Annotated in this window: 27 protein-coding genes and 1 tRNA gene; 7 read left to right on the top strand and 21 right to left on the bottom strand. The window is 66.4% G+C overall.

Annotation, left to right across the window (positions count from 1 at the left end):
• Positions 1–68: 68 nt before the first annotated feature.
• On the bottom strand, positions 69–992 hold the full coding sequence (locus VDQ83_RS12450; RefSeq protein ID WP_455435179.1) for an MBL fold metallo-hydrolase: 924 nt from the start codon (positions 990–992) through the stop codon (positions 69–71).
• 278 nt (positions 993–1,270) lie between these two features.
• Positions 1,271–2,563, bottom strand: coding sequence for a tryptophan--tRNA ligase (locus tag VDQ83_RS12445; protein ID WP_455435178.1), 1,293 nt, complete (start codon positions 2,561–2,563; stop codon positions 1,271–1,273).
• A gap of 107 nt (positions 2,564–2,670) precedes the next feature.
• On the opposite strand from VDQ83_RS12445, the gene VDQ83_RS12440 reads away from it, so the two are divergent.
• Positions 2,671–3,504 (top strand): hypothetical protein, encoded by an 834-nt coding sequence (locus VDQ83_RS12440; protein WP_455435177.1) that lies wholly within the window; start codon positions 2,671–2,673, stop codon positions 3,502–3,504.
• Positions 3,505–3,580: 76 nt separating this feature from the next.
• Here the strand turns inward: VDQ83_RS12440 and VDQ83_RS12435 are convergent, their stop codons facing one another.
• The 8 genes from VDQ83_RS12435 to birA all read right to left on the bottom strand — a co-directional run bounded on the left by VDQ83_RS12435 (position 3,581) and on the right by birA (position 8,396).
• Complete coding sequence (locus tag VDQ83_RS12435; RefSeq protein WP_263396757.1) at positions 3,581–3,796, bottom strand: CsbD family protein; 216 nt, start codon at positions 3,794–3,796, stop codon at positions 3,581–3,583.
• A gap of 195 nt (positions 3,797–3,991) precedes the next feature.
• On the bottom strand, positions 3,992–4,126 hold the full coding sequence (locus VDQ83_RS12430) for an entericidin A/B family lipoprotein (protein ID WP_455435176.1): 135 nt from the start codon (positions 4,124–4,126) through the stop codon (positions 3,992–3,994).
• A 95-nt stretch (positions 4,127–4,221) separates the two neighbouring features.
• Complete coding sequence (locus tag VDQ83_RS12425) at positions 4,222–4,374, bottom strand: entericidin A/B family lipoprotein (RefSeq protein ID WP_263111363.1); 153 nt, start codon at positions 4,372–4,374, stop codon at positions 4,222–4,224.
• Between the two features lie 146 nt (positions 4,375–4,520).
• A complete protein-coding gene (gene rocF, locus VDQ83_RS12420) occupies positions 4,521–5,444 on the bottom strand; it encodes an arginase (RefSeq protein WP_309921586.1) in 924 nt (307 codons plus the stop codon).
• 209 nt (positions 5,445–5,653) lie between these two features.
• Positions 5,654–5,729 (bottom strand) — tRNA-Thr (locus tag VDQ83_RS12415).
• A gap of 136 nt (positions 5,730–5,865) precedes the next feature.
• On the bottom strand, positions 5,866–6,684 hold the full coding sequence (locus VDQ83_RS12410) for an SPOR domain-containing protein (protein WP_455435175.1): 819 nt from the start codon (positions 6,682–6,684) through the stop codon (positions 5,866–5,868).
• A gap of 9 nt (positions 6,685–6,693) precedes the next feature.
• Positions 6,694–7,434: a type III pantothenate kinase gene (locus tag VDQ83_RS12405; RefSeq protein WP_455435174.1), complete on the bottom strand. Its 741-nt coding sequence runs from the start codon at positions 7,432–7,434 to the stop codon at positions 6,694–6,696.
• Complete coding sequence (gene birA / locus VDQ83_RS12400; RefSeq protein ID WP_455435173.1) at positions 7,431–8,396, bottom strand: bifunctional biotin--[acetyl-CoA-carboxylase] ligase/biotin operon repressor BirA; 966 nt, start codon at positions 8,394–8,396, stop codon at positions 7,431–7,433. The genes VDQ83_RS12405 and birA overlap by 4 nt, the downstream gene beginning before the upstream one ends.
• Before the next feature lie 162 nt (positions 8,397–8,558).
• Here birA and VDQ83_RS12395 point away from each other — a divergent pair, with 162 nt between their 5' ends.
• Together VDQ83_RS12395 and VDQ83_RS12390 are read left to right on the top strand one after the other, a co-directional pair.
• Entirely contained in the window at positions 8,559–8,828 is a 270-nt protein-coding gene (locus tag VDQ83_RS12395; RefSeq protein ID WP_455435172.1) for a hypothetical protein, read from the top strand.
• Entirely contained in the window at positions 8,795–9,583 is a 789-nt protein-coding gene (locus VDQ83_RS12390) for a M90 family metallopeptidase (protein ID WP_455435171.1), read from the top strand. Before VDQ83_RS12395 ends, VDQ83_RS12390 begins: the two co-directional genes overlap by 34 nt.
• A gap of 509 nt (positions 9,584–10,092) precedes the next feature.
• Here VDQ83_RS12390 and VDQ83_RS12385 read toward each other — a convergent pair.
• From VDQ83_RS12385 to dusA, 6 genes are all read right to left on the bottom strand, one after another.
• On the bottom strand, positions 10,093–11,283 hold the full coding sequence (locus VDQ83_RS12385) for a DUF1501 domain-containing protein (protein WP_455435170.1): 1,191 nt from the start codon (positions 11,281–11,283) through the stop codon (positions 10,093–10,095).
• A gap of 61 nt (positions 11,284–11,344) precedes the next feature.
• Positions 11,345–12,931 carry a DUF1800 domain-containing protein gene (locus tag VDQ83_RS12380; RefSeq protein ID WP_455435169.1) on the bottom strand — a complete coding sequence of 529 codons (1,587 nt, stop codon included), beginning with the start codon at positions 12,929–12,931 and terminating at the stop codon, positions 11,345–11,347.
• 140 nt (positions 12,932–13,071) lie between these two features.
• Entirely contained in the window at positions 13,072–14,442 is a 1,371-nt protein-coding gene (locus VDQ83_RS12375; RefSeq protein ID WP_455435219.1) for an ATP-binding protein, read from the bottom strand.
• An 85-nt stretch (positions 14,443–14,527) separates the two neighbouring features.
• Entirely contained in the window at positions 14,528–15,211 is a 684-nt protein-coding gene (locus VDQ83_RS12370) for a response regulator transcription factor (RefSeq protein WP_003469280.1), read from the bottom strand.
• A gap of 79 nt (positions 15,212–15,290) precedes the next feature.
• Positions 15,291–15,680, bottom strand: coding sequence for a hypothetical protein (locus tag VDQ83_RS12365; protein WP_455435168.1), 390 nt, complete (start codon positions 15,678–15,680; stop codon positions 15,291–15,293).
• Positions 15,681–16,048: 368 nt separating this feature from the next.
• Positions 16,049–17,029 (bottom strand): tRNA dihydrouridine(20/20a) synthase DusA, encoded by a 981-nt coding sequence (gene dusA, locus VDQ83_RS12360; RefSeq protein ID WP_455435167.1) that lies wholly within the window; start codon positions 17,027–17,029, stop codon positions 16,049–16,051.
• A gap of 134 nt (positions 17,030–17,163) precedes the next feature.
• Between dusA and VDQ83_RS12355 the strand changes: the two genes are divergently transcribed.
• Positions 17,164–18,249: a tyrosine-type recombinase/integrase gene (locus VDQ83_RS12355; protein ID WP_455435166.1), complete on the top strand. Its 1,086-nt coding sequence runs from the start codon at positions 17,164–17,166 to the stop codon at positions 18,247–18,249.
• A gap of 18 nt (positions 18,250–18,267) precedes the next feature.
• Positions 18,268–19,578, top strand: coding sequence for a hypothetical protein (locus VDQ83_RS12350; protein ID WP_455435165.1), 1,311 nt, complete (start codon positions 18,268–18,270; stop codon positions 19,576–19,578).
• A gap of 18 nt (positions 19,579–19,596) precedes the next feature.
• Here the strand turns inward: VDQ83_RS12350 and VDQ83_RS12345 are convergent, their stop codons facing one another.
• The gene (locus VDQ83_RS12345) at positions 19,597–19,926 is read right to left on the bottom strand and encodes a hypothetical protein (RefSeq protein WP_455435164.1); all 330 of its coding nucleotides are present in this window, start codon (positions 19,924–19,926) and stop codon (positions 19,597–19,599) included.
• A 461-nt stretch (positions 19,927–20,387) separates the two neighbouring features.
• On the opposite strand from VDQ83_RS12345, the gene VDQ83_RS12340 reads away from it, so the two are divergent.
• A complete protein-coding gene (locus VDQ83_RS12340) occupies positions 20,388–21,080 on the top strand; it encodes a hypothetical protein (protein WP_455435163.1) in 693 nt (230 codons plus the stop codon).
• A gap of 294 nt (positions 21,081–21,374) precedes the next feature.
• Here the strand turns inward: VDQ83_RS12340 and VDQ83_RS12335 are convergent, their stop codons facing one another.
• Genes VDQ83_RS12335 through VDQ83_RS12325 form a run of 3 tightly spaced genes read right to left on the bottom strand, consistent with a single transcriptional unit; the run spans position 21,375 to position 24,778 of the window.
• The gene (locus VDQ83_RS12335; RefSeq protein ID WP_455435162.1) at positions 21,375–21,731 is read right to left on the bottom strand and encodes a hypothetical protein; all 357 of its coding nucleotides are present in this window, start codon (positions 21,729–21,731) and stop codon (positions 21,375–21,377) included.
• Positions 21,732–21,785: 54 nt separating this feature from the next.
• On the bottom strand, positions 21,786–24,002 hold the full coding sequence (locus tag VDQ83_RS12330) for a tail fiber domain-containing protein (RefSeq protein ID WP_455435161.1): 2,217 nt from the start codon (positions 24,000–24,002) through the stop codon (positions 21,786–21,788).
• The gene (locus tag VDQ83_RS12325; protein ID WP_455435160.1) at positions 24,002–24,778 is read right to left on the bottom strand and encodes a gp53-like domain-containing protein; all 777 of its coding nucleotides are present in this window, start codon (positions 24,776–24,778) and stop codon (positions 24,002–24,004) included. Before VDQ83_RS12325 ends, VDQ83_RS12330 begins: the two co-directional genes overlap by 1 nt.
• 456 nt (positions 24,779–25,234) lie before the next feature.
• Between VDQ83_RS12325 and VDQ83_RS12320 the strand changes: the two genes are divergently transcribed.
• Complete coding sequence (locus VDQ83_RS12320) at positions 25,235–25,552, top strand: hypothetical protein (RefSeq protein ID WP_455435159.1); 318 nt, start codon at positions 25,235–25,237, stop codon at positions 25,550–25,552.
• On the opposite strand, the gene VDQ83_RS12315 is transcribed toward VDQ83_RS12320, so the two are convergent.
• Positions 25,539–25,661 carry a hypothetical protein gene (locus tag VDQ83_RS12315; protein ID WP_455435158.1) on the bottom strand — a complete coding sequence of 41 codons (123 nt, stop codon included), beginning with the start codon at positions 25,659–25,661 and terminating at the stop codon, positions 25,539–25,541. The genes VDQ83_RS12320 and VDQ83_RS12315 overlap by 14 nt on opposite strands.
• Positions 25,662–25,687: the final 26 nt, after the last annotated feature.

Here is a 25,687-nt window from a genome sequence, read left to right as displayed (position 1 = left end):
TCGAGACACGAGAAGCGCGAACACACGCTTTTCCCAATCCCGAATCCCAAATCACGAATCCCGGCCTTTCAGCGATCCAGCCAGCAGGCCAGGCCCTGCGCATTGAGTTCGATGTCCATCCGCAGCACCCGCTCCACGCCGGCGTCGTCGAGCGGACAGCCATGCAGTCGCGCGCGCTCCAGGTACAGCGCGGTCAACGCCGCGACCAGGCAGCGATGGCGATCGGAACGGCCGTCGCAGCCGCGCGCGATCGCCACCATCGCCTCGAGTTGCTCGAGCAGATCCGCGGCCAACGTCTCTGCCGCGCCGACCGCGCCGTAATGGGTCAGATACAGCGTGTCCGGCGCATAGCCGAGCATGCGCTGGATCGAGGCGCGCATCGCCTCCGGATCGAACTGCACCGGCGAGGAGGTCGGGATCACGAACGCGCCCTGCGCGCTGTCCAGCTCGCGGTACGACAGCCCGAAAGTGTCGCCGCTGAACCAGCTGCGGCTGCGTGCGTCCCACACGCACAGATGGTGGCGCGCGTGGCCGGGCGTATCGATGCACAGCAGCTCGCGCTCGCCCAGCCACAGCCGATGGCCGTCCTCGGCGACGACGACGCGTTCGGCCGCCACCGGCAGGATCGTGCCGTAGCTGCGCGCGATCTCGGCTTCGCCGTACACCGCGGTGGCGCCGGCGATCAGCCGCGTCGGATCGATCATGTGCGGCGCGCCGCGCGGATGCACCAGCAAGCGCGCGTTCGGCAACCGCTGCAGCAGCGCACCGGCGCCGCCGGCATGGTCCAGGTGCACATGGGTCAGGATCAACCAGTCCACATCGCCCGGCGCCAGGCCGGCGCCGTCGAGCGCGGCCAGCATGGCCGGCAGCGAATGGCTGGTGCCGCAATCGACGAACGCGCCGCGACCGTGCTCCACGATCAGGTAGGCCGCATCGAACTGCGCGCGCTGGAAACCGGTGTCGATGAGATGGATGCTGGGATCGCGTGGCATGCGCAAGGCGGTGGCTGGGCGAAGGTCCATTCTAGGCCGTATGGAGGTTGTTGCTAGCCCTGCGCGGCTACGCCGCGGCCTCCGAGCAATCCACGGCACCCGCGGTTGCCATCGGACATGCGGTCCTGGCGGACTGCGGCGCAAACGACCTGCACTGACGGTCAACTGCGATCTTCGTCCATTGTGGGAGGGACTTCAGTCCCGACGCCATATCGCCAAGGCCTCGTCGGGACTGAAGTCCCTCCCACAACATTGCTGGCCTGGGCCGTTTTCTGTCCTCAGCCCGCGTCGCGCAACTGCTGCAGCGCGGCCAGCACGACCTCGACCGGCACCGACAGGGTGAGGTCCGGAATCTGCAGCGCATCGGCCTGCACGGCCTGCTTGAGCACGCCGATCACGCGTCCGGCCTCGCGCGGCGAATCGAAGCCGCCGCTCTGCAGCAGCAACGCGCCTTCGCCGTCGAGCAGCTTGAAGTAGAAGCGGCCGTCGCCCTCACGGTACTGCTTGAAGCTCGGCAGCGCCTGCTTGGCCTGCGCGGCATCGGCCTGCTCCGCCTCGCGCAGCGACAGGTCGCGCAGGCCCACCGCATGGCGCAATTCGGCCAGGAACGGCGTGGCATAGCGTGCGCGCAGGCGCTGCGCATTGTCGCGCAGGATCGCCTCGATCTCGCCCGGGCGCGCCATCAGCGCCTCGTAGCGCTCGCGCATCGGCGCGATCTCGGCGTCGATGCGTTCGAACAACTGCTGCTTGGCCTCGCCCCAGCCGATGCCGCCGGCGAAGGCCTGCGCGAACGCGGCGGCCTCCTCGGCGCTGGCGAAGGCCTGGTACAGCTGGAACAGCGCCGAACCCTCGGTGTCCTTCGCCTCGCCGGGCGCGCGCGAATCGGTGACGATGGCGAACACGTGCTTCTTCAGTTCCTCGCGCGGGGCGAACAACGGAATCGTGTTGTCGTAGCTCTTGCTCATCTTGCGCCCGTCCAGCCCGGGCAAGGTGGCCACCTGCTCGTCGATCAGCGCTTCGGGCAGGGTGAAGTAATCGCGGCCGTAGACGTGGTTGAAACGCTGGCCGATATCGCGCGCCATCTCGATGTGCTGGATCTGGTCGCGGCCCACCGGCACCTGCTGCGCGTTGAACAGCAGGATGTCGGCGGCCATCAGTACCGGATACATGAACAGCCCGGCGCTGATCCCGGCATCGTCGTCCTCGCTGTCGGCGCGGTTCTTGTCCACCGCAGCCTTGTAGGCATGGGCGCGGTTGAGCAGGCCCTTGCTGGCGACGCAGGTCAGGAACCAGGTCAACTCGTTGGTTTCCGGCACGTCGGACTGGCGGTAGAACCACACCTTCGACGGGTCCAGCCCGGCCGCCAGCCACGACGCGGCGATCTCCAGGGTCGAGCGCTGGGTGCGCGCCGGGTCCTGCGCCTTGATCAGGCTGTGCAGGTCGGCCAGGAAATAGAAGCTCTCGATACCCGGACGCAGGCTGGCCTGCAGCGCCGGGCGGATCGCGCCGACGTAGTTGCCCAGGTGCGGGGTGCCGGAGGGGGTGATGCCGGTGAGGACGCGGGTGGTCATGCGGGGAATCGAAGCCGAAGAAAACCCGGCGAGTTTAACCGCTGCGCGGCAACCCCGTTCCGGCGCATGGCGCGTTCAATGCCAGGTCCCTTCCCGGAGTCGCCCCGATGCGCACGCTCTTCCGCCTGCTTCCAACCCGCCCGATCGGCCCGATCTCGATCGCCCTGCTGTGTATCGGCCTGCTGTGCGGTTTCCGCCCCTACCCTGCACCGCCGCCGTCCGCGTCGCTGGTCGCCCTGAGCGTGATCGACCGCGACGACGGCGCCGATCTGCCGCAGCACGTGCAGCGCGGCCAGCGCTGGGTCGCCGCCACGCCCGGCCACCGCTATGCGCTGCGCCTGAGCAACCTCACCGGCCGCCGCGTGCTGGTGGTGCTGTCGGTGGACGGAGTCAACGCGGTCAGCGGCGAAACGGCCTCCAGCGACCAGCGCGGCTATGTGCTGGCGCCGTGGCAGAGCACCGAGATCGCCGGCTGGCGCAAGTCGCAGCGCGAGATCGCGCAGTTCGTGTTCACCGACCTGGCCGACAGCTACGCCGCGCGCACCGGCCGCCCCGACAACGTCGGCGTGATCGGCATGGCGGTGTTCGACGAAGCGCCACGCATCGTGCCGCAGGCAAGCATCGAGGAGCGCTGGGAAAGCGCTGCCGCGCCGGCGCAAGCACCGGCACCGGTGGCGGCGCGCGCCCAGGAAAGCGATGCCGCGCTGGGCGCGGTGCAGCGCCTGGGCACCGGCCATGGCGAACGCGAATGGTCGCCGTCCAGCGTCACCGAGTTCGAACGCGCCAGCGAGGTGCCGCAGCAGCGCGTGCAGCTACGTTACGACAGCCGCGCGCGGCTGATCGCACGCGGGGTGATCCCGCGGCCGCGGCCGTACCCGCGCGTGGCCGATGCACCGCATGCGTTCCCCGGCGATTTCGTGCCGGATCCGCCGGTACGCTAAGCCCGCGCACATGTAGGCGCGAAAAAGGAACGGGCCGCACTCGCGGCCCGTTCCGGTGCAAGGCGCATGGATCGCCTCAGTTGCGGTATTCCTTGTCCAGGCTGTCCTGGAACGTACGCACCTCTTTCTCGGCGCGGTCGCGATCCCAGCCATAGCGTTCCTGCAGCTTGCCCGACAGGTATTGGGCATTGCCTTCGGCCACGTCGAAATCGTCGTCGGTCAGATCGCCCCACTGGGCCTTGATCTTGCCTTTGAGCTGGGTCCACTTGCCGGAAATGATGTCTTTGTTCATAGCATCGCTCTCGTTGGTGTCCGCGGCGATTGAACCGCGCGCAGAGCATTGCGCCTGCGCCGTTGCCATGCGGTCGGTACGACGTCAACGGCGCATGAGTTCGGTGAACCATTTACCGGACCTGGCGATGGCATGACGAGACGCAAAAAAAACGGGCCGGCAAAGCCGGCCCGTTCTTGTCACCGAGCGCTGGGCTCAGTTCTTGGCGGCGTCTTCGACCTTCTCGCCGGCGCTCTGCACGTCCTTGCCGGCACCAGCAACGGTGTTGCAGCCAGACAGCAGGCCGACCGAGAATATCGCCAGCAGCATCCACGCAAAAGTACGCTTCATAGGTTCACTCCTTTGTTGATCATGGGAACGCGGCACGAGCCGCGTCTGGGTAACGCATTGGATATCGAAAACGCGAAGCCACTACGGCCGATCGATCAGCACTTGCCGTCGCTGCAATCGCCCGCCTTGTCTTCCACCTTCTCGCCCGCCTTCTGCATGTCTTTGCCGGCACCGGCCATGGTGTTGCAGCCAGTCAGCATGCCCGCACAGAACAGGGTCAGCATCATCAAGGTGAGCAGTCGCTTCATCGTGGAATCCTCGCAGTAAGACGGGTCTAGGGGACAGCGGCGATAGCCGTTGCCGAGCTACCGTCTGGCGGTGAATCTGACTTCACCACTGTGGATTTCACGTGAATGAAGCGCTCCGGTGTTCAGTTTTCTTCCAGAAACCCAACTCAATCGCGCATCAGCGTGGATTTGCCGAACAGGCTTTCGACCAGGTCCACCGCCAGTTCGGCGGTCAGATTGCGATGGTCCAGCACCGGATTGAGTTCGACGATGTCCAGCGAGCCCATGCGCCCGCTGTCGGCGATCATCTCCATCACCAGCTGCGCTTCGCGGTAGTTGGGGCCGCCGGGCACGGTGGTGCCCACGCCCGGCGCGATGCTGGGGTCGAGGAAGTCCACGTCGAAGCTGACGTGAAGGTGGGTGTCGGCATCGAGTCCGTCCAGCGCCGCTTCCATGGTCCGCTTCATGCCCATCTCGTCGATGTAGCGCATGTCGTACACATCGATGCGGTGCTGCTTGATCAGCCGCTTCTCGTCCGGATCCACCGAGCGGATGCCGATCTGGCGGACCTGGTCCGGGCGAAGTGCCGGCGCGTCGCCGCCGAGCTCGGTCAGCGCCTTGGGCCCCAGCCCGCACAGGCAGGCCACCGGCATGCCATGCACGTTGCCCGACGGCGTCACCTCGCTGGTGTTGAAGTCCGAGTGCGCGTCCAGCCACAGCACCCGCAGCTTGCGGCCCTGCTCGCGGCAATGCCGCGCCACCGCGGTGATCGAGCCGATGCCCAGGCAATGGTCGCCGCCCAGCATGATCGGCATGCGCCCGGCGCGCAGCTCGGCGTAGCTGGCCTCCATCAGTGCACGGTTCCAGGCCACCACTTCGTCCAGGTGCCGGTAGCCGGCGACCGGGGATTGCCATGGATTGCGCGGGCCGTCGAGGTTGCCCAGGTCGCGCACTTCGATGCCGCGACCGGCCAGCGCCTCGTGCAGGCCGGCGATGCGCAACGCTTCCGGCCCCATGCGCGCGCCACGGTGACCAGCGCCGATGTCGGTGGGAACGCCGATCAGGGACACCGGCAGAAAAGAGGAACTCATGCGGACGTGCTCCAGCAAAAAATGTGCGCCAGTCTAGCGAGCCGCCCGCGGCGCGACCCGCCGCGGCGCAGCAGGGCGAACGCCGACGATACGCAGGCGTGCGGCGACGCATTGCCGGAAATCCATGGGAACGGCGCACGGCGGCAAACACGTACGCGCGAGCATTGCGCCGGCGCCTGCCGGGCGCACACTGAACGAAGCGAGGAGAATGGTGCCGCTTGTCCGAATCGAACGGACGACCTACTGATTACAAATCAGTTGCTCTACCGACTGAGCTAAAGCGGCACGAGGACTGCAGTGCCCGCGCTGCGGGCCGTCGCAGTCTACCCGCTGGCAGGCCGCCGCGGCAGATCGCGGCGGCGTTGCCGGGCCGCGATCCGCACCGGCCCGGAAAGGCCGAAGCGATGCGCAGCGCGGCATTCTAGCGCAGCGTGGCGCAGTCCAGCGCGCGCTGCCGCTGCGCACCGAGCTGCCGTCGCAGCGACGCGGCCTGTGCCGCGGAAGCCGTGCGCAGGTCCAGCCACCAGCGCGACTGGCCGCTGCCGCCGCTGGGGACCAGGTCGACGTTGAAGCCGGCCTTGGCCAGCTCGGCGCGGCGGCGTTCGGCGCCTTCGCGGCTGCGGTACTGGCCGAGCGCGATCGCGCCGGCTTCCTCGCCCTGGCGGATCGGGTAGTAGTCGCGGATGCCGGCGGCGACGATACGCTCGACCGCGGCCTTGACCCCGTCCTCGCCGCCGATGGTCGGCAGCAGCACGCGGAAGCTGGTGGCGTCGTCGTCGCCGACCTCGCGCAGGCGCGGGCGGGTGGCGGCGGCGCCGAGTGTGGCGACGGCGGCTTCGGCGGCGGCGCGGTCCGGATACGGGCCCAGGCTCAGGCAGACGGGGGCCGCGGCAGGCTCCACGGCGGCGGCCGCGGTGTCGCTGGGCGCTTTGGGCGGTGGCGGCGCGGCAGCGGCGACAGCGGCGGGCGCTGCGGTTGCCGGCACTGCGGTGGCCGCTGGCGCGTCGGCAGCCGGCGGGGCGGCAGTGACCGGCGTGGCGGCGGCAGGCGGCGGCGAGGGGGCCGGCGCCGGCGCTGTTTGCGGCACGGCCTGCGAGGCCGGAACCAGCTGCAGCGTCGCCACCCCGGCGGGCGGGGTCGGCAGCGGTGCCGGCGCGGGGGTCTGCGGCTGCGTCGCCCACCACAGCGCGACGCCGAGATTGAGGATGGTCAGGACGACGAGCAGGGCGCGGACGAGCATGCGCGGATTCTACCCGGCACGCCCGGCCGCGGCGTGCGCCTGCGCCCACAGCGCCAGCCCGTCCAGCACCAGCGACGGGCATTGCTCGGCCGCCGGCAGTCCGTGCAGCAACGGCGGCGCGCCGCCGCCGTGCAGCAGCAGCCGCGGCCGCCGCGTCAGCAGCGCCTCGCCCTGCTGCAGGCTGCGTTCGATCAGCGCCAGCGCCGCACCGTCGCACCCGGACGCCAGCGCATCGGCGGTGTCGGTGGCGAACTCGCGGTAATCGCCGCCCTCGGCCGGCAGCTGCGCGGCGCGCTGCTGCAGGGCCTGGCGCATCGTGGTCGGCGACGGCGCGATGCGTCCGCCATGGTGCAGGCCGTCGCGATCGAGCAGGTCCAGGGTCAGCGCGGTGCCGACCCCGACCACCAGGACATCGCCGCCGCCGTGCGCGGCGAGCAGCGCCAGGAAGCGGTCCACGCCGAACCGCTGCGGCTGCGCATAGGCGATGCGCACGCCGGCGCAGGCGGCCTCGGTGCGCGCCACCTGCACCTGCGCGAAGCGGGTACGCAGCGCGTCCAGCACCGCCGCGGTCAAGGCCGGCGCGGCGACGCTGGCGACGTAGGCGGTGTCGCCGCGCGGCAACGCCGCCACCGCGGCCGCGTCCATCGCTTCGGCGCCATGCGCCCAGGCCTGCACCGCACCGGCACGGCCGCGTTCCAGCGCGGCGAACTTGAAGCGCGAATTGCCCAGGTCGAACAGCCAGTCGCTCATGCCGGCCTCACGCTGACTTCGCCGGCATGCAGTGGCCGCTCGCCGTCGGCGAACGCCACCCGCAGCGCGCCGTCGTCGGCCAGGCCCAGGGCCACGCCCTCGCGCGCGATGCCGCCCTCGTCGATGCGGATCGCGCGTCCGGCGAGCAGGTCCAGCGCGGCATAGCGCGGCAGGAACGGCGCCAGGCCCTGCGTGTCGAACAAGGCCAGCGCCGGCAGCAGATGCGACAGCACCATGGCCGCGATCGCGTTGCGCGAGACCTCGGCGCCGGCCAGCGTGGCCAGGTCGGTCCACGGCTGGCCGATGCTCGCGGCGCTGGCCGCCGGCATGCGCACGTTGAGGCCCAGGCCGATCACCGCCCGCGCCGGCCCGGCGAACTCGCCGCCGCCTTCGACCAGCAGCCCGCCGAGCTTGTGTCCGTCGGCGAGCAGGTCGTTCGGCCATTTCAGCCCGACCGTGGCGAACCCGGCCGCGCGCAGCGCCTCGGCCACGGCCACGCCGGCGGCCAGGCTCAGCCCGCCCAGGCGCCCCAGCCCGCCACCGAAGCCGCGCGCCACCGACAGGTACAGGTGCGCCGCCAGCGGCGAGGCCCAGACCCGGCCGCGGCGGCCGCGCCCGCCGGTCTGGCGCTCGGCCAGCAGCACCTCGCTGCCGCGCGCCGGCGCCGGCCGCGCCAGCAGCGTGCTGTTGCTGGAGGCCAGGCTCCAGGCGATCTCCAGCCCGGCCAGTTCGGCGCGCGCCGCCGGCGCCAGCGCCGCGCCGATGCGCTCGGCCTCGAGCAACTCCAGCGGCCGTGCCAGCCCGTAACCCTCGCCGGCGCGGCCGTCGATCTCCACCCCGGCCGCGCGCAGCGCCTGGATGCGCTTCCACACCGCGGCCCGGGTCAGCCCGAAGGAGCGCGCCAGGGCGTCGCCGGAAAGGCGGCCCTGGCTGAGCCGGGCCAGTAGTTCGCGCTCGTCCACGCCGGTTCCATCGCCTCGTTTCAATCCACACGCCCCTGAAGACGTGACCTCGAAGCGGAAAAGTATGCGGGAAGCGCCGTGCCTGCGCCCAGCTGCGGCCCTGCGCCGGGTAAAAACCGCGTTAGAATCGGGATTCACCGCCGCTCGCCCTGGATGCCGACGATGCGCCGCTTCCTGCCGTGCCTGATCCTGCTGCTGCTCCCGCTGGCGGCCGCCCACGCGTCCGACGCGCTGGCGAGCAAGCAGCGCAACGACTGCGTCTACACCGACGCGACCGACACGGACGCCGCCCAGGCACGTCCGGCACCGGCGCACCCGCCCGCCTCCGCCAAGCCCGGCGCAGCGCCGAGCGGCGGCGGCGGCGACAGCGATCTGGTGCCGCGCCTGCGCATGCCCAAATGGCACAGCTTCCTGCCGGGGATGTTCCGCTGATCCCACGCTGGTTGCGCTGGCTGTCGCCGGCGCCTGTTCCGATCGACGAGACGACCTGGCAAGCGGTGCGGCAGCGCTGCGCGTGGGTGTCGGCGCTGGATGCGGCGCGCGAGCAGACACTGCGCGCACTGGCGGCGCAGTTCCTGCACAGCAAGACCATTTCCCCATTGGCCGAGCTGCACCTGGATGCGGTACAGCGCACCTTGCTGGCCGCGTTGTGCTGCCTGCCGCTGCTGGAATTCGGCGCCGACGGCCTGCGCGGCTGGTCGCAGCTGCTGGTGTATCCGGACGCGTTCCGGGTGCAGCGCAGCCACGTCGACGCGGCCGGCGTGCTGCACGAATGGGAAGACGAACTGATCGGCGAATCCTGGGACAGCGGCCCGCTGATCCTGTCCTGGGCCGACGTGCAGGCCGACCTGGACGACCCGCGCGCCGGTTACTGCGTGGCGGTGCACGAGATGGCGCACAAACTCGACGTGCTCGACGGCGCGCTGGACGGCACCCCTCCCCTGCCGCGCGACTGGCAGCGGCGCTGGGCTACCGACTTCCAGCGCAGCTACGACGCATTCTGCAAGCGCGTGGACCGCGGCCGCGCCAGCGAGATCGATGCCTACGCCGCCGAGGCACCCGAAGAGTTCTTCGCCGTGGTCAGCGAATATCACTTCTCCGCACCGGAGCGGCTGCAGCGCGAGATGCCGGACGTCGCCGCGCACCTGGCGCGGTTCTACGGCCCTTCGCCGTTCGCCGGCGCGTAAGGGCAGGCTACGATCGAAGCGCCGGCAAGCCTCCTCTAGGAGCGGTTTCAACGGCGGCCGACAATCGCAGCGATGAGCTTCCCGGCTACGGATACCGTCGGGGCTGAAGTCCATCCCACAATGCACCCAGCCGGCCACCGCAGTTCCCTGTAGGAGCGGCTTCAGCCGCGACGAACGAAGTCGTGAACTGCACCGGCTTCGGACACTGCCTGTCGGGGCTGAAGCCCCTCCCATAATGCACCTAATCGGCCACCATAGCTTCTTGTAGGAGCGGCTTCAGCCGCGACAAACGAAGACGGGAACTGCACCGGCTTCGGACGCTGCCTGTCGGGGCTGAAGCCCCTCCTACAGCGCACCCAGCTATCTCGCCGCAAGTCCTGTGGGAGCGACTTCAGTCGCGACGAACGGAGCAGTAGACCTGGCGGCGGCGAACGGCATCGGCGAAGTCCATCCCCCACTGCACCCAGCCGGCGCGCCGTCGTTCGTGCAGCAATGCCACAGCGCGCATCTCACACCAACTGCAGATCCCGCGCATGCGCCTGCGGAAACACCTGCTGCAACTGCGATGGCGATAAACCCCACATGCGCCGCAACAAGCCGGCGAACAGGTCGCGGTAGTTGGTCAGCACCGGGTAGTCGCGATCCTGGAACAGCTTCTCCTTGCTCACCGCGACCTGCTCGCCGGCGATGCGCCCGCCGTTGACCGCGCCGCCCATCACCCAGTACGTGGTGCCGTGGCCGTGGTCGGTGCCCTTGTCGCCGTTCTCGCGGAAGGTGCGACCGAACTCGGACAGCACCACCACCACGGTGTTGCGCCATTCCGGCCCCAGCGCCTCGGCATAGGCGGCCAAGCCCTCGGACAGGTTGCCGAGATTGGTCGCCAGCGGGCCGTCGGTGCTGCCCTGGTTGACGTGCGTGTCCCAGCCGCCGACATCGACGAAGCCGAGCCGGTAGCGCTCGCGCATCAGCGTGGCGATGCGCCGGGTCTCGTCGGCGAAGGTGCGGGCGCTGGCGGCACCGCGGTTGGCCTGTTGCATTTCGTCCTGCAACGCCTGGGACACCTGCTGGCGCAGCGCCAGGCCTTCGTGCGCGGCGCTGGCCAGGGACGTGCCCTGGTACATCTGCGCCAGGATATCGGCCTGCCGCTGGTCGAAGGCCGGGGTGGGATTGCGCTTGAGCGACAGGTTGGGAATGTCGCCACCGCCCTGGAAGCTCAACGGCAGCGAATCGGTGAAGGCGATCGAAGGGGTGCCGGTGGCCACCTGCGACAGCCGCGCCAGGAACCCGGAGCGGTAGTCGCTGCGTTGTCCGGCCGGCTGCCCAGCTTCGATATTGTCCTGGGTCTCGAAGTGGCTGCGCGACAGATCGTCGGTGCCGGCGAACGGCACGAACGCCAGCTGCTTGTCGTTCCACAACGGCTGCAAGGTGTCGCGCAGCCGCGGGTTCAGCCCCCACTGCGTGTCCAGCGCGATCGCGCTGTTCGGGTTGGCCGGATCCGGCCGCGCGATCGCCAGGGTCGGCCGCGACGCGTAGTAGAAATCGCTGGCGTAGGGAATCAGCAGGTTGTTGCTGTCGTAGCCGCCGCGCAGGAACACCACCAGCAGCCGCGGCGATGGCGCCGGCGCGGCGAACAGGCGCCCGGCGAACGGCAGGCTGGCCGCCGCGGCGGCGGAGGCGAACAGGAAATGGCGACGGTGCATGGGGGACCTCCGTGATCGCCGGGCGCGGCGACAAGCGCGGCGCCCGGCGCTATGAGCCGGGTCAGCGGTAGTTGAAGTCGGGCGAGGACAGCAGGAACGCGTTCCATTCCTGCTGCGAGCGCGCCTGCGCCAGCGCCTGGCGGGTGGCGTCGCCGAGCTGCGGTTCGATCGCCTGGTAGTACAGCGGCGTAGTCAGCTGCGGAAAGCCGCCGCGCTGCTGTCCGCCGCTGTTGAACAACTGGGTGGTGCCGCCGCCGATCGCGCGCGCGATCTCGAAGCGCTGCGCCATCTGCCCGGAACTGTTCCAGGCGCTGGACTGCAGCGGCCAGCCGTCGGGGGTGATGCGGCCATAGGTCGGCTCGCCCATCTGGCTCAGCCAGCCCAGCAGCGGCTGCGGATTGGCGATGGTCTGGCCGTCGTAGGCCAGGCGCAGCGACGACACCAGGAAGCGGTACGGGTCCTTGAACTTGTGCGGCGCGCCGGCGGCCAGTTCTGGCGCGGCGAACAGCACCTGCAGCACGGCTGCGATGTCGCCGTCGCTGCGCTGGAAGGTGCGCGCCATCTTTTCCACCAGCGCCGGCGGCGGGTCGTCGGCGACGAAATACTCGGCCAGCCGCCGCGACACGAAGTGCGCGCAGGCCGGCTGGCGCACGATCAACTGCACCGCGCGTTCGACCTCGTCGAAACCGCCGCCGGCGATGCGCTGGCCGAGCAGGCTCTTGTCGCCGGGCTGGTGCCGCGCCGGATTGAATTCAAATGCGCCACGGCGCAGGTACTGCGCCTGCTGCGGCGGCGGCAGCTTCGGCGGCGCGTCGCGATTGGGCGGGGTGATACCGGCGCCGGTGAGGATCAGCGCCAGCTGCTGCACGTCGTGCTGGCTGTAGCCGCTGTCCACGCCCAGCGTGTGCAGCTCCATCAGTTCGCGCGCGTAGTTCTCGTTGACCTTGCCCTTGGCGTTCTGCGCGTTGTCCAGATACTCGAGCATGGCCGGGCTCTGCAGCGTCGCCATCACTAGGTCGGAGAACTTGCCCAGCGCGTGCGGGCGGATCGCGTTGTCGGTGTAGTCGGCGACGGTCCAGCGCAGGCGGCCCTTGTCGGCGAACACGCTGAAGTGGTTGAGCCAGAACCACACCATCTGCTCGCGCAGCTGGTCGCGCGAGTACACCGCGCGCAGCAACTGCGCCTGCCGCGCCTGCGCCAGCAGCGCATCGGCGCGCTGCTGCAAGGCCTTCCTCGCCGCGACCTTGGCCTCGCCGTCGGGCATCGCCTTGATGTCCTGCTGCCGCGCATCGAGCTGCTTGAGCAGCTCCTGCACCGGCGTGTGCAGCGCCTCGTAGCCGTCCAGTTGCGTGCGCACGGCCGCGGGCAGGGCGGCGTCGCCGCTGGAGGCCTGCAACTGATCGCGCAGGAAGCGCTTGCGCCCGTCGCGCTGCAGCTGCGCCACGCTGGCGCTGTCCAGGCCGGTGGTCATCGATTGCAGCCAGCGCGCATCGTCGCGCTCGAGCACCTTCTGGCTGCCGGCGATGGCCGCCACGGTGAACAGCACCAGCAGCAGCGACAACAGCAGCCGCTGCGCGTTGCGCAATGCGCGACGCCCATGCACGCGCAAACGCGGACGCGATGCGGGGCGAGGCCGGGGCTCGGGCATGCGGCGCTCCTTGACCGGAAACCGGGCGTGACGATCCACGCAGTATCCGCGCCTGGCCAGCGCAGGCGTTAAGCGAATGTCGGAACGCGCCGCGGTGTTTGCGCGGGATTCACCTCGCGATCACGCATCCGAAGGCCGGGCTACAGGCCCGGCGGCAGCGTCACCAGGAAGCGCGCGCCGCCCAGTTCCTCGGAGCGGCTCACCTGCAGTTCGCCGCGGTAGCCCTTGACCAGGTCCTGCACGATCGCCAGGCCGATGCCGTGGCCGTGCACGCGCTCGTCGCCGCGCACGCCGCGCTGCAGGATGTGCGCGACCTCTTCCGGCGCGATGCCCGGACCGTCGTCCTCCACCGACATCACCAGTCCGGCACGGCGGCTGCCGGCGGCCGGCGCCGGATGCACGCTCAGCAGCACCCGCCGCCGCGCCCACTTGAAGGCGTTCTCGAGCAGGTTGCCGAGCAGTTCCTGCAGGTCGCCGGGCTCGCCGTGGAAGCGCGCGCTCGGCTCGATGTCGAATTCGCACAGCACGCCCTTGGCCGCGTACACCTTCTCCAGGCCGCGCACGATCTCCTCGGCATTGGGTTCGATCGGCAGCGGCGCGGAGAACAGCTTGTGGCCGCTGGAGGCGGCGCGGCTGAGCTGGTAGGTCACCAGGTTGTTCATGCGCCGCAGCTGGGCGTCCAGTTCCTCGCGCAGTTCGGGGCCGTCGTTGCCGCTGTCCAGTTGGGTGCGCAGCACCGCCAGCGGCGTCTTCAGGCTGTGCGCCAGGTCGGCCAGGGTGTTGCGCTGGCGGTCCAGGTTCTCGCGCTCGCTCTCGATGAAGGCGTTGATGCTGTCGGTCAGCGGCTCCAGCTCGCGCGGATGGCGATCGCCCATGCGCACCGCTTCGCCGCGCTGCACCTTGGTCAGCTCGTTGATCACCCGCCGCAGCGGGCGCAGGCTCCATTGCAGGATGAAGGCCTGCAGCAGCAGCAGGATCAGCCCGGCGCCGCCGAGGTTGAACCACACCCGGCCGCGGAACACGCGCAGCTGCGCGCCCAGCGCGCGGGTGTCCTCCATGACGTAGATGGTGACCGGGGTTTCCTTGTCGCGGCGCACATAGGCCAGGCCGATGCCGTAGCGGTAGACCTCGCCTTCGCTGCCGTCGATCTGGGTCATCGGCCAGGGGCCGTCGAAGGTTTCCTGGCGCGGCTCGAGCATGCCGCCCTTGGGCGGCAGCGGGCCCTCGCTGGACATCGAGATCCAGCGTTCGTTGGGCATCACGATCTGCGCGTACAGGCCGCTGCCGGGCCGGTCGAAGTGCGGGTCCGGCGGCGGCTTGTCGTTGTTGATGTACAGCGAACCGTCGCGCGCCACGTCGACGTTGTTGGCGTAGGCGGTGGCGTAGCTCTTCAGGCGCTCGCGCAGGTTGCTCAGCGCGGTATCGGCGAAGGCCTGGTCCAGCGCATAACCGGCCGCAGCCAGGAACGCCACCAGGCTCAGGCTGGCGGCCAGCAACTGGCGCGCCTGCAGCGAACGCGGGCGCCAGCGCTTGTACCACTTGGGTCGTGCCGGCACGCCGTCGCTTCCTTCGCTTGCGGATCGCAGGCGCGTGGGATCAGCCTTCGGTGCGCGGGATGGCGAAACGGTAGCCGCGGCCGCGCACGGTCTCGATCGGCTTCAGTTCGCCGTCCGGGTCCAGCTTCTTGCGCAGGCGGCCGATGAACACTTCCAGCACGTTGGAGTCGCGGTCGAAATCCTGCTGGTAGATGTGCTCGGTGAGGTCGGCCTTGGAGACCAGTTCGCCGGCGTGCATCATCAGGTACTCGAGCACCTTGTATTCGTAGCTGGTCAGGTCGACGTTGCTGCCGCTGACGCTGACCGTCTGCGCCGCCAGATCCAGCGCCACCGGCCCGCACTCCAGAGTCGGCTTGCTCCAGCCCGCGGCGCGGCGCAGCAGCGCGTTGACCCGCGCCAGCAACTCCTCGACATGGAACGGCTTGACCAGATAATCGTCGGCGCCCTGCTTCAGGCCCTCGACCTTGTCCTGCCAGCTCGAACGCGCGGTGAGGATCAGCACCGGAAACTTCTTGCCTTCGTCGCGCAGCGCCTTGATCAGCTCCATGCCCGACATCTTCGGCAGGCCGAGGTCGATGATGCCCACGTCGAAGGGCACTTCGCGGCCCATGTACAGGCCTTCCTCGCCGTCCTGCGCCGCATCCACCGCGAACCCCTCGCGCTTCAGGCGAGCAGCCAGGGTCTCACGCAGCGGGGCTTCGTCTTCGACCAGAAGGATACGCATGAACTCTCCCTAGTTACTTCTTACGGATGGCCGGCGGCCGGGGCATTGGATGTTGCAAGCTGAACCAAACTATCCTGGCTCAGGGGTTATCGTCGCGTGGTGGTTCCTGCGGCTCGATCGGGCGCGGAACGCGCGGCGGCGCGACGCCGCCCGGTTGCGGATCGTCCATGTAGCGCACGCGTCCGCGGCCATCCATGTACTTGACCCGGTTGATGTCGCGTCCATCGAACGGCACGCGCTCGGCGCCGAGGATCTGTCCACCGGTGGACCGCTGGACCCGGCGCACCGCATCGGACAGCGAACTGCCGTTGTAGTCGCGCGCCCGGGCAGCCTCGCGGGCCTGCGCCATGGCCGGACCCGCACCCGGACCACGCTGCTGCGCCCAGCCATGGCCGGCAGCCGTGAGCGCGAACGCGATCACGACAGCGGTGCGGCAGCGGCGGAGAGTGGCAAGGGTCACGACAGGCATCCTAACGGACTGATCGGAAACGTTCAAAAGTTGTGAAACGGGCCGCATGGCGACAGCGGCACGATTCTGCAAAATCGAGCCAAATTCTTGATTTTTCGGGGTGAATCCGATCTGAACTTTTCCGCTTGCGGCTGTTGGCGTTCAGGCAAATGAACTCCCATCGGCGCTCCTGACGGGCTGCCGCCGGCGGTGCCCGGCCCCGGTTGTGCACGGTCTGCCGCCTTCTCGGAGGGTGGTGCTGGCCCTTGCAGCAAGCTGAACAAAATAACTGAACAAGCGTCAAAAGGGGCGCGGCGGAGTCGCCCAGACCGTATGGGAGGAAGCACAGGTCCCGGCAGGCTCAGACACTCGCAACCCTGCCAAGCCCCTTACGCCGCGGCGCGCGCTCCACCCTCGGTCGGCTGCAGCGCCTGTTCCAGCAGCGCCCAGTCCGCGCCCGGCCGGTGCGCGCCCTCGCTGAGCACCTGGCGGAACGCGCGGCCGCCCGGCTGGCCGTGGAACAGGCCGAGCAGGTGGCGGGCGATGTGCTTGAGCGCCACTCCATCGGCCAGGCGCGCCTCGACGTAGGGCCGCAGTGCGCGCAGCAGCTCGGCGCGCGGCCGCGGCGTGGTGCCGGTCAGGGCCGCGTCCAGCCGGTGCAGCACATAGGGATCGTGGTAGGCCGCCCGGCCCAGCATCACCCCGTCGACCGCGTCCAGCTGCGCCCGCGCCGTGTCCATGTCGGCCAGCCCGCCGTTGAGCACGATCCGCAGCTGCGGGCGCTCGCGCTTGAGCCGGTGAGCCCAGTCGTAGCGCAGCGGCGGCACCTCGCGGTTCTCCTTCGGCGACAGCCCCTGCAGCCACGCGTTGCGCGCATGCACCACGAACAGCCCGCAACCGGCGGCGGCGACCTGGTCGACGAAGGCGAGGAAGACAGCGTAGTCGTCGTCCTGGTCCACGCCCAGCCGACACTTCACCGTGACCGGGATGTCCACCGCCTGCACCATCGCCGCCACGCACTCGGCGACCAGCGCCGGCTCGCGCATCAGGCAGGCACCGAAGCGCCCGGCTTGGACCCGGTCGGACGGGCAGCCGCAATTGAGATTGACCTCGTCGTAGCCCCACTCCTGGCCGATCCGCGCCGCCTGCGCCAACAGCGCCGGATCGCTGCCACCCAGCTGCAGCGCCAGCGGATGCTCGACCGCATCGAAGCCCAGCAAGCGCGCGCGATCGCCCAGCACCACCGCATTGGCATGCACCATCTCGGTATACAGCCGCGCCGACGGCGCCAGCAACCGGTGGAACACGCGGCAATGGCGATCGGTCCAGTCCATCATGGGGGCCACGGAAAGACGGGAAGCCTTGCGCATCAACGATTTATCTTCCAACTCAATCACTTACCTATCCCGCCTTTGCCTGTACGAACACCGCAATTCCTGCGTTTTCCCTGCTGCGAGTACCATAGGTGTACCACCCTGCAGACTGGTACAACGGACGGTACACCATGGCTACACTGCAACCCCGCGGCAAGCGCTGGCGCGCCATTGTGCGCCGAAAGGGCCACGCCGCCCAAACCAAGACCTTCCCTACCAAGACCGCGGCCAAGACCTGGGCCGACCGGATTGAGCGCGAGCTGGCGGAACTGGACGCGCGCGGCGAGAAGGCCGGCCGCGACATGACAATCGCGGAACTGATCGACTGGCGGACCAAGGAGCTTGGCGGGGTCAAGGCGATCAGCAAGACCCAGGCCGGCAACATGACCAGGCTGCGCGAAGGGCTCGGGCCGATCGTCGCCCAGCGCCTGACTGCCAATGACGTGATCGAGCATGCGCGCCGTCGCGTCGAGGGACGGCACGTCATGGAGAACGGCCAGCTGATCCCGGCGTGCGCCCCGGCGACCATGAACGTGGAACTCGGCTACCTGTCCGAGCTGCTGAAGCTGGCCGGTCCTATGCTCGGAGTGCGCTTGGCCGTCGATCCGGTCGCGGAAGCGCGCCCCGTCTTGCGCCTGCTGAAGCTGGTGGGCAAGTCCAAACGGCGCGAGCGACGCCCGACGGCGGACGAACTGGAGCGCCTGCGCGCTCATTTTGAGGCCGCGGCCTGGCGCTCCGAGATCCCCATGCCCGACATCATCGACTTCGCCATCATGACGGCGAAGCGGGAAAGCGAGATTACCCGACTCCTCTGGCCCGACCTAGAAGCCAGCACGCGCACGGCGCTGCTGCGCGACGCGAAGCATCCGCGGCATAAGGAGGGCAACCACAAGCGCTTCGCCCTGCTGGGCGCTGCCTGGGAGCTTGTGCAGCGGCAGCCGCGGACGAAGGACGAGGACCGCATCTTTCCGTACAACCCCAAGTCAATCGGCACCGCGTTCACGCGCGCCTGCGCCAAGCTGGGAATTGAGGATCTGCACTTTCACGATCTGCGACACGAAGGCACGTCCCGCCTGTTTGAACAGGGGTACGACATCCCGGAGGTCGCCTCAGTGACGCTGCATGAGTCGTGGACCGAACTCAAGCGCTACACCCAGCTGCGGCCGGAATCTTTGCATAGAATCCCGACAACGGATGAAGCCATCCCGCCCCCTTAGAGCTACGGGACATTGCAGATGGAACAGCAGTTCACGCGCGAAGAGTTCTACGACCTGATCTGGTCAAAACCGATCAAGGATCTGGCACCAGACTTTGGGATATCCGACGTTGCACTTGGCAAGATTTGCCGGCAACTTGGCATCGCAATGCCAGGGCGCGGCTATTGGGCCAAGCTAAAAGCAGGAACAAGACTACCTCCCAAGCCTCAATTGCCACCGCGAGGGTTTGGGGAAAGTGACATGGTGACCGTGGGTCAAGAATCTTGGGCAGTGCGCAAAGAACGCCCCACGATTCTAGAAGAGCTGCCACCAAAGCCTGAATTCCGCGAAAGCTTCACGGAACTTGCCGAGCGCGCAAAAACTGCGGTCGGGAACATTGCCTTGCCGAAGACATTATCGAAACCCCACCGTGTAATTGAATCGCTACTTAAGAGCGACGACGCAAGGCGAGAAAGGTTAAAGGACTCCCCATACTCGTGGGAACGAGGCGACCTCTTTTCATCTCCTTTTGAAAAGAGAAGATTTCGCATACTCAATGCCATCTTCAACGGGGTAGAGAGGGCAAACCTGCGAGTGCATGCAAAAGGGCAAAATCCGATGGATTTTTCGGTAGCTGCACGCAACGGGTCCCAAGTAAGCTTTCAGCTCGACCACCCCTCCACCAAAGACAGAGATACCTTTATTCGACCAGCTATGGAAAACCGGGCTGCGAGTGAAAAACTTAGGCTTGAGATTAAGTGGTACTGGGAGATCCCACCGGGATTGCAAGTAATATGGGAAGACAAAAAAGATCATCAAATTGAACAGGACGTTAGCGATATAGTGGCAAGCATTGTTATTGCCGTAGAGATGAGCTTCCGAACTTGGAAGATACAGCAGCATGAACTTATGATTGAAGAGCGGGAAACCCGTCGTCAGCAAGAGGCAGCCGCGCAAGAAGCCAAGATAAGAGAAGAGAGGCTGCGCCTGGAGCGCTCCCGGAAAGCACAACTCGATAAGCTATTTAGTGATGCCGCTGCATATCGACTAGCAAAAGACCTGCGCGGGTATATAGACGAAGTGCTTTCCGCGAACGAGAACGACGAACACCCCGTTTCCGACAAAGACCTGCAGGGTTGGGCCGCCTGGGCTCGGGAACAGGCCGACTCCATCGACCCTGTGAAATCCAAGGCGTTTCTTGGCAAAGCGCCGGAGCCAACCGAGGGCAGGGACGAAACAGCCCCGAAGACGCAGCCAGCGCAGAGCACCAATCCCCCCCAGCCCACTAGCGGCTATCGATCAGAAGAATGGCACCCAAACAAGTGGTACACCAAGCTACATAGCCGCTAGAGCCTTCGGGCGTTGTGGTCAGCCCCGCATCGCCCTAGCCATCCTCTTCTCTTCGCGCGTGGGCACAACCGGCGCCTTCTCTCGGGCACCGGCGGCAATCTCGTTGCGCAAGCGCTGCGCGTGAGCGCAGGCCCAGCGTTCAACTGAGCGCATGGCGGCGCGGCGCGTACGGAAGTAGGCGTAGGGACACGACGCAACCTCGTCATGCCTGTTCACGTTGGCGATCCATATTCCGCGAATTGCGGTCTGGCTCACGCTGGCAACGATCTTATGGCCGCACTTTAGCCAGTCCCGGCCCCACTGGTCTGTAGGATCCCATTGGATATCGGGCGGCAAGTCATAGCGCATGGTGGCGATCCTACGACCGCGCCGCGCATAGAGTGAGACGCGCTAATTAAGCACTCAGACAGAGGGGCTTGTCTCGGCTGGCCACATCAGCTACCAGGCTGCGACGTGGCAACTACCGTGGTCGGGATGCACTGAACACCCGAAGATTCACCTTAGTCAACTCAACCGAGTCGCCAATCACACTTTCCAATTGAATGAATGACAGTGAGACGAAATGACGGGATCGTGATCAGGGCACGCATAAATCTATGCTGCCAAATCTCATGTATCCCACCATGGTCTGCGTAGCCTTTTGGAATGTACAGCATGCTGCAAAAAGCCTCCACGCCGTAAAGACGGACAACATATCCGATTATTTGCAGAAGATCGCAATTGACCACGCCCCTCACGTATTTATCATATGTGAGTCGCAGAATTTTGCGCAAAGGGCATTAAGCCATTCTTGTCCAAACGGATACACGATGCACGGACTTCCGTCACGCCCCACAGACAGCGAACTAGGCTTTACACTACTTTACAACCGATTAAGCATTGAGGATATATCTGCCGAATACCGCTCACCAGTTAGTCCACCCGACTATAAAAAAAGCCGCGAAGACTATTTGAAGTACCCTCATGGGGAACATACAGAAAGTGACCAGCACGCTCCACCATTGCGGAAAAAGCCTATCAGGCCAACATCCCTAAGACCACCCTTGCGTGTAAATATAAAATTGCATGGCGGCAAGTCATATATTATTTCAGCACTTCATTGCTACTCACATCCAGGCAACATCTCGGTGCAACTGGAACAGATTAAGGAGTGCATCTCAGGCCTCGATAATTTTTTGGGCCAAAGCCGTGCGCCGCCACACATAATAATTGGCGACATGAACATCGATGCGCGGGAGAATAAAAATTTAGGTGTTATTTCCCGCATGATGACGTCATCAAATCGACGCCTAAAGCACGCGATACCTGAAATGGCAACCCATAGAGGCGGCACGCTCGACTGGGCAATTGTAGACATAAGTTTAGACCCCGAAATCAACGCCTATGTCCCTAGGGGGGACGCAAATAAACCAAAAGATGAAGATGATTATCAGCCGACAGGTGATACAAATCCTTCTGATCACAAAGCGATAATTTTAAAAATTGGTGTGCCTGCCAAGTAGCAATTATGGTGAGTTAGAATGCTGATCTGGCATCGAGGCGCACGGCTCCTCACTGGGGGCTCGAAAACGCCCGGCTCGGATATATAGAAAATTCAGCGCCTGCTCAAGGGCGGCCGGATGGGCGACCTATGGTTCCCCGTCCGGCATGCATAGATTGCCGTCGGCGCCGGCTTGGCGGCATAGGAAGGAGCCGCCGCAAGACGTAAGAAAATCCGATGCGCGCCCAGACTTGCTTTGCCGCTGCATCGAGTCTTGGCCATGGCAGGTATGATGCCGGCGTCCAGTGGCACGGATTCAAACTGGCTTTGGCACCTTGGCGATAAAGCCATCCGGCCAGCGAGCGGCCACAAACTGTGCATGCGCCCGTGCCACCAGCTCATCTACCCTGAGCGGGTCCCCGTCGAATGCGCCGGAATAGACGATGTAGTCGATCCAACTGGGGCCTTCTTCATGGTCCACCCGTGCGGCCAAGTGCAGTAGAACCCCATTATGCTCTCGGCCCGAGTCCAGCCCGAAGCCGCTCCGCACCTTGGCGAAGATGCTGGCGGCGTCAGGCCGTGTGGTGTCCAGCACTACTAATCCAAACTCTCGCACGGCGTCGAGTACCTTACTCGCCGGGCCACCATTGAATACGGGAATGCTGATCGTCATGGGCCGCGCTCCTGAGCTGGGACGGGAACGCTATAGCCTGCCCGTCGCAGAAGCTTAGACCGTGCGGGCTGCCTCCAGGGCGGCCACGCGCCCTTCCAGCGTGTCCAGCTGCGCGAACTGAGCGCGCATGACCCACCACAGCAATTCCTCCCGGCGGAAGCTGTACCTATCGCCGGCTGCCGCCAGCAGGGCGCCCCCTTGGTCGTATTGGTCTTCCCACCGGTCATAACAAAAGCAGCTGTAGCGCTTCCAGTCCAGGCCGTGCGCTTCCATCACCGCCATGGCCGCCTGCACCGTGGGGCCGGAGTGCAACCGCGCGGCGTCGCCTTCGCTGTCGATTCGGTGCAACCACTGCCACACCGACGGTAGCCGGGCGATCGTGGCGAATGCGGCTATCTCTGTCGGCGCCGGCTCGCGCACGGCGCTTTTCAGCCGAGCGTCCGACGGGCTAATGACCGGGTTCTGCGCGAAGACTTCCGTCCAGGCAAGGAATGACAGGCCGAGCGAATAGGCGTTGTGCGCGTTCGGGATGATGTAGTTCCCTGATCGGATCTCACCGCCTGCAATGATGTTGAATCCGACATTGACGTTGCCGCCGACACCGAGTCCACCGCTAGTGACAATTGCGCCTGTGCTTGGACTTGTGGACGACGTGAAATCATCAAACAGGGTGTAGCCCTGGAAGTAATTCCGCTCCACGCCGACGATGCTCACGCCGTAGCGCGTGCCCGTCTGATTCGGGTTGGCATAGCAGACGACGCGCAGCGCGTAGCTGTCCACAACCGGGCCAGCCGATGCCACGGAACAATCAATGCCGAACAGGTTGTTGTAGACGGCGGTGGTAGACACCTGATTGATGGAACCGGAAATCCCGGCCATGCTCAGGCCGCCGATGGCGCCCGCCGTGTCGGATGCGTCGCCTTTCAGCCCGGTGACGCTACCCACCGCAGCGGCAGCCGATCGGTTGACCGCGAGGGCGTCCACGCCGTTCGTGATGTATGACCAATCCGTAGCCGCGGTGTTGGCCGAGTAGCCCTCCGCGCGCAGGCCAGTCGTAACCGGGAAAACGGGAGTCCCGGCGCCGCCGGAGTTGGCATAGGTGATCGCGCTCGTGGCGCCGCCATACGTGCCGTAGAGATTGCGAGACACCGGCAGTACGCCGGCCGAGCCCGCAATCATGCTGGTATAGATGCCGGTCGGGTCACCCGCGTCGGCATTGACCACCATGTTGACGAACACGCCGTCAATCTCGTTTGGCGCAACGCCGATGCCGATGCCCTTGTCGAACTGATTCGCGCCGGTGAACAAGTTGTCCGCGGTGCGCTCCACATAGCCCGCATCGTTGACCAAATCCGACACGTTGTCCCCTGCCTGGAGCGCGCCGATGCTAGCCGCCGTGACCGTCACGTTGCCGGTCATGCCGTTGACGCTCTGCACTGGGGCCGCAGGCGTCAGCAGTTCGGTCCAGTCGGCCATGGTGCCGGTGGCGCCCGCGTTGCGGATGTAGTTCGTATCGATGTCGGTGCGGACCGCTACGTCACCTTCCTGTGCGGACAACGCCAACTGCGCGGCCTCGCTGGCAACAACGTAGGTCTCGGTGATCGCGAGCGCCGGCAGCTGCGCGCTCGGGATCTTTAAATCTGCGCCCAGGCTCGCCAAGCCGTTCGGCTGCCCCTTCTGCGCAGCGATACGAGCGTCAGCGCGGGCATCGGCTCGCGGATCCGTGAAGTACAGCCGCGATCCCTCGGGAAGGTCGCTAGTGGTGGCCGCAGACGTGGCGGAAATGCGGCCCTTGGCGTCGCGGACGATCTTCACCAGCGCGCCCCCGACTCCGGCGTCCGCCAGGTCCGCAAGCCCCAGGGTCAGGACGTTGGTTACCGGGTCCAGCGAGCCCGACAGGTCGGGGGTCACCGCGATGGCGTCTGCGATCCGATACCAGCCGCGCAGGCCATCGGGACCGGTGCCGTAGCAGTACGTGTTCCCGGGCGCGTCTTGGTCGCCGTCCAGCGAGATTTGCACCACGCCGCCGGCCGGCGTGCCGTCCGTCAGCACGGACGCGATGCCCTGCAGGAGGAACGTTGCCGAGCCCGCGCCACCTCCACCTTCCAGGGCGGCCACCTGGGCTTCTAGCGCATCAATCTGCGCCTGTATGCCGCTGTCCGATCCCACTGCATCGCGCAGCCGCAGGAAGAAGGTGTACCACTCGGTTGTCGGCATGCCGCCGGGCGTGGCTACGGCCGCTTGGACGCGGGGGATGGAGATATCGGCCATCAGGTCGTCGGCCCGTAGGCAACCCAGGTGAAGGGAACCGGGTTCACAAAGCGCGACGCATTGTTGCCAAAGTCGTTGGTATCGAACTGTACCGAGCAACCGTTAGCGTCCTTGGTCGGCACGGCATCGACGGCCAGCACGCCGCTGGACACGAGTGCGGTACTCGTTACGGTGATATCCACGTGGTACGGGGCGCCGCTGAACGCGAAGGGGAACGGTACGGCAACACCGGTCTGCCGCTGCCCAGTTGCCGGCGCTTGGCTCGCGCCCCACTGAATCAGCAGCGTTCCGATCTTCACCCGGTTGGCGTGATTCTCCACGGGCAGGTCTGGAATGGTCGGCGCGGCCTGCCAGATGAGGTTGCTGCCATCGGTGCCAAGGATCTTGTTCGCCGAGCCGGTCGGGTCGGGCACCTGCAGCACGTCGGCCCAAATGAGGTTGGAGCCGTCATTGGTCAGAAACTTGCCCGTCAGCAGCGCCGGAATGGTCGCCCCCGCGCCCGCGCCCGAATCCACGTCCCGAGTCCACACCGACGTGCCGTCCGCGGCAGTGGCGCGCACTGTATAGGCACCATCGCCCCAGATATTCACGTTCGCGCGGCCCGAACTATCCAGAGGCACAGGGTTGGGGTTTGCCACCATCAGTTCCGAGTCGGACCACGTGCCCTTTGGGGTGGTGGTCCCGATCGCGAAGAACTGCAGCGAGCCTCCGGCCAAGGGCGCCAGGCCCAGGAGGTCCATGAAGACCGGGGCGGGATTGTAGAATCGAAATGACATGGCGTCTCCAGACAAAAAGAAACCCGCTCATGGCGGGTCTATAGGGTTCAGGTGGCGCGCTCGGCTACCACCATTTGACGGCCGCGATGATGGCGGCCAGCGCCATGCCAATCGCGAATATCAAGGCTGCATTGGCGAGTTTTCGGCCCACCTTGCCGGCATCTTCTTCGCTCATTTTTCCGGTTACTCCGACGTGCGTCTTGGGTGTATTCTTGGTCACGGTTCCCTCGCACTGCGCTGCGGGTGGACACAAGAAAGCCCCGGTGCCTGCCAGCTACCGGGGCTTTCGCTTTGCGGCGTCCGGCATCCATAGAATGGGTTGCCGGCGCGAAATTGGCCTTGAAACCGGCTTCAATGACAAACCGGAGAGGCTGTGGTAGCCGAATGTCTACATGCCATGTCGCCAACAGCGCTACGCTCCGATTGCCCAACAGGAGGGCGTTACAGGGGAATGGAATGACGACTTACTGGATCACCTTCCGGCTTGCTGCTGGCTCAGTAGGCGGTCGTGATTACGACACCCGCTACGGAGCGCTGATCGAAGCGGTGAAAGCCCATCGTGCGAACCATTGGTGGTATGAACCTACCTCGTTCTGGCTGATCGACAGCGACTCCACCGGCGCTCAGATCGCCGCGAGCATCAAGAAAGCTATCGCCCCGGCAGAAGACCTCGCCTTGGTCGGCTCGATGGAATTCAAGAACGCGATCGCGGTGGGCAATATTGCAGAGATGGCCACCCTGAAAGCTTTGGTGCCGCTGCTCACGACTGCCTGACAAACCAACTGGTGTGCACGTCGATCGGAACGCCGAGCAAGCGGGCCACAAGCTGAACCGCTTTGATGCGCATCTTTCCGAGGGCGTGGAAATTACTCTTGTAGGTCATGATCTTCTCCAATGAAAACCCCGCCG

The organism is Xanthomonas sp. WHRI 7945 (assembly GCF_035026585.1).
The sequence above is the reverse complement of the archived record's forward strand: the minus strand, read 5'-3'. Positions and strand labels throughout refer to the sequence as shown.

Coding starts and splice junctions, on each gene's coding strand:
- VDQ83_RS12450 (WP_455435179.1), bottom strand. CDS start 992: ATGCCACGCGATCCCAGCATCCATCTCATCGACACCGGTTTCCAGCGC.
- VDQ83_RS12445 (WP_455435178.1), bottom strand. CDS start 2,563: ATGACCACCCGCGTCCTCACCGGCATCACCCCCTCCGGCACCCCGCAC.
- VDQ83_RS12440 (WP_455435177.1), top strand. CDS start 2,671: ATGCGCACGCTCTTCCGCCTGCTTCCAACCCGCCCGATCGGCCCGATC.
- VDQ83_RS12435 (WP_263396757.1), bottom strand. CDS start 3,796: ATGAACAAAGACATCATTTCCGGCAAGTGGACCCAGCTCAAAGGCAAG.
- VDQ83_RS12430 (WP_455435176.1), bottom strand. CDS start 4,126: ATGAAGCGTACTTTTGCGTGGATGCTGCTGGCGATATTCTCGGTCGGC.
- VDQ83_RS12425 (WP_263111363.1), bottom strand. CDS start 4,374: ATGAAGCGACTGCTCACCTTGATGATGCTGACCCTGTTCTGTGCGGGC.
- rocF (WP_309921586.1), bottom strand. CDS start 5,444: ATGAGTTCCTCTTTTCTGCCGGTGTCCCTGATCGGCGTTCCCACCGAC.
- VDQ83_RS12410 (WP_455435175.1), bottom strand. CDS start 6,684: ATGCTCGTCCGCGCCCTGCTCGTCGTCCTGACCATCCTCAATCTCGGC.
- VDQ83_RS12405 (WP_455435174.1), bottom strand. CDS start 7,434: ATGAGCGACTGGCTGTTCGACCTGGGCAATTCGCGCTTCAAGTTCGCC.
- VDQ83_RS12395 (WP_455435172.1), top strand. CDS start 8,559: ATGCGCCGCTTCCTGCCGTGCCTGATCCTGCTGCTGCTCCCGCTGGCG.
- VDQ83_RS12390 (WP_455435171.1), top strand. CDS start 8,795: ATGGCACAGCTTCCTGCCGGGGATGTTCCGCTGATCCCACGCTGGTTG.
- VDQ83_RS12385 (WP_455435170.1), bottom strand. CDS start 11,283: ATGCACCGTCGCCATTTCCTGTTCGCCTCCGCCGCCGCGGCGGCCAGC.
- VDQ83_RS12380 (WP_455435169.1), bottom strand. CDS start 12,931: ATGCCCGAGCCCCGGCCTCGCCCCGCATCGCGTCCGCGTTTGCGCGTG.
- VDQ83_RS12370 (WP_003469280.1), bottom strand. CDS start 15,211: ATGCGTATCCTTCTGGTCGAAGACGAAGCCCCGCTGCGTGAGACCCTG.
- VDQ83_RS12365 (WP_455435168.1), bottom strand. CDS start 15,680: ATGCCTGTCGTGACCCTTGCCACTCTCCGCCGCTGCCGCACCGCTGTC.
- dusA (WP_455435167.1), bottom strand. CDS start 17,029: ATGCGCAAGGCTTCCCGTCTTTCCGTGGCCCCCATGATGGACTGGACC.
- VDQ83_RS12355 (WP_455435166.1), top strand. CDS start 17,164: ATGGCTACACTGCAACCCCGCGGCAAGCGCTGGCGCGCCATTGTGCGC.
- VDQ83_RS12350 (WP_455435165.1), top strand. CDS start 18,268: ATGGAACAGCAGTTCACGCGCGAAGAGTTCTACGACCTGATCTGGTCA.
- VDQ83_RS12345 (WP_455435164.1), bottom strand. CDS start 19,926: ATGCGCTATGACTTGCCGCCCGATATCCAATGGGATCCTACAGACCAG.
- VDQ83_RS12340 (WP_455435163.1), top strand. CDS start 20,388: ATGCACGGACTTCCGTCACGCCCCACAGACAGCGAACTAGGCTTTACA.
- VDQ83_RS12335 (WP_455435162.1), bottom strand. CDS start 21,731: ATGACGATCAGCATTCCCGTATTCAATGGTGGCCCGGCGAGTAAGGTA.
- VDQ83_RS12330 (WP_455435161.1), bottom strand. CDS start 24,002: ATGGCCGATATCTCCATCCCCCGCGTCCAAGCGGCCGTAGCCACGCCC.
- VDQ83_RS12325 (WP_455435160.1), bottom strand. CDS start 24,778: ATGTCATTTCGATTCTACAATCCCGCCCCGGTCTTCATGGACCTCCTG.
- VDQ83_RS12320 (WP_455435159.1), top strand. CDS start 25,235: ATGACGACTTACTGGATCACCTTCCGGCTTGCTGCTGGCTCAGTAGGC.
- VDQ83_RS12315 (WP_455435158.1), bottom strand. CDS start 25,661: ATGACCTACAAGAGTAATTTCCACGCCCTCGGAAAGATGCGCATCAAA.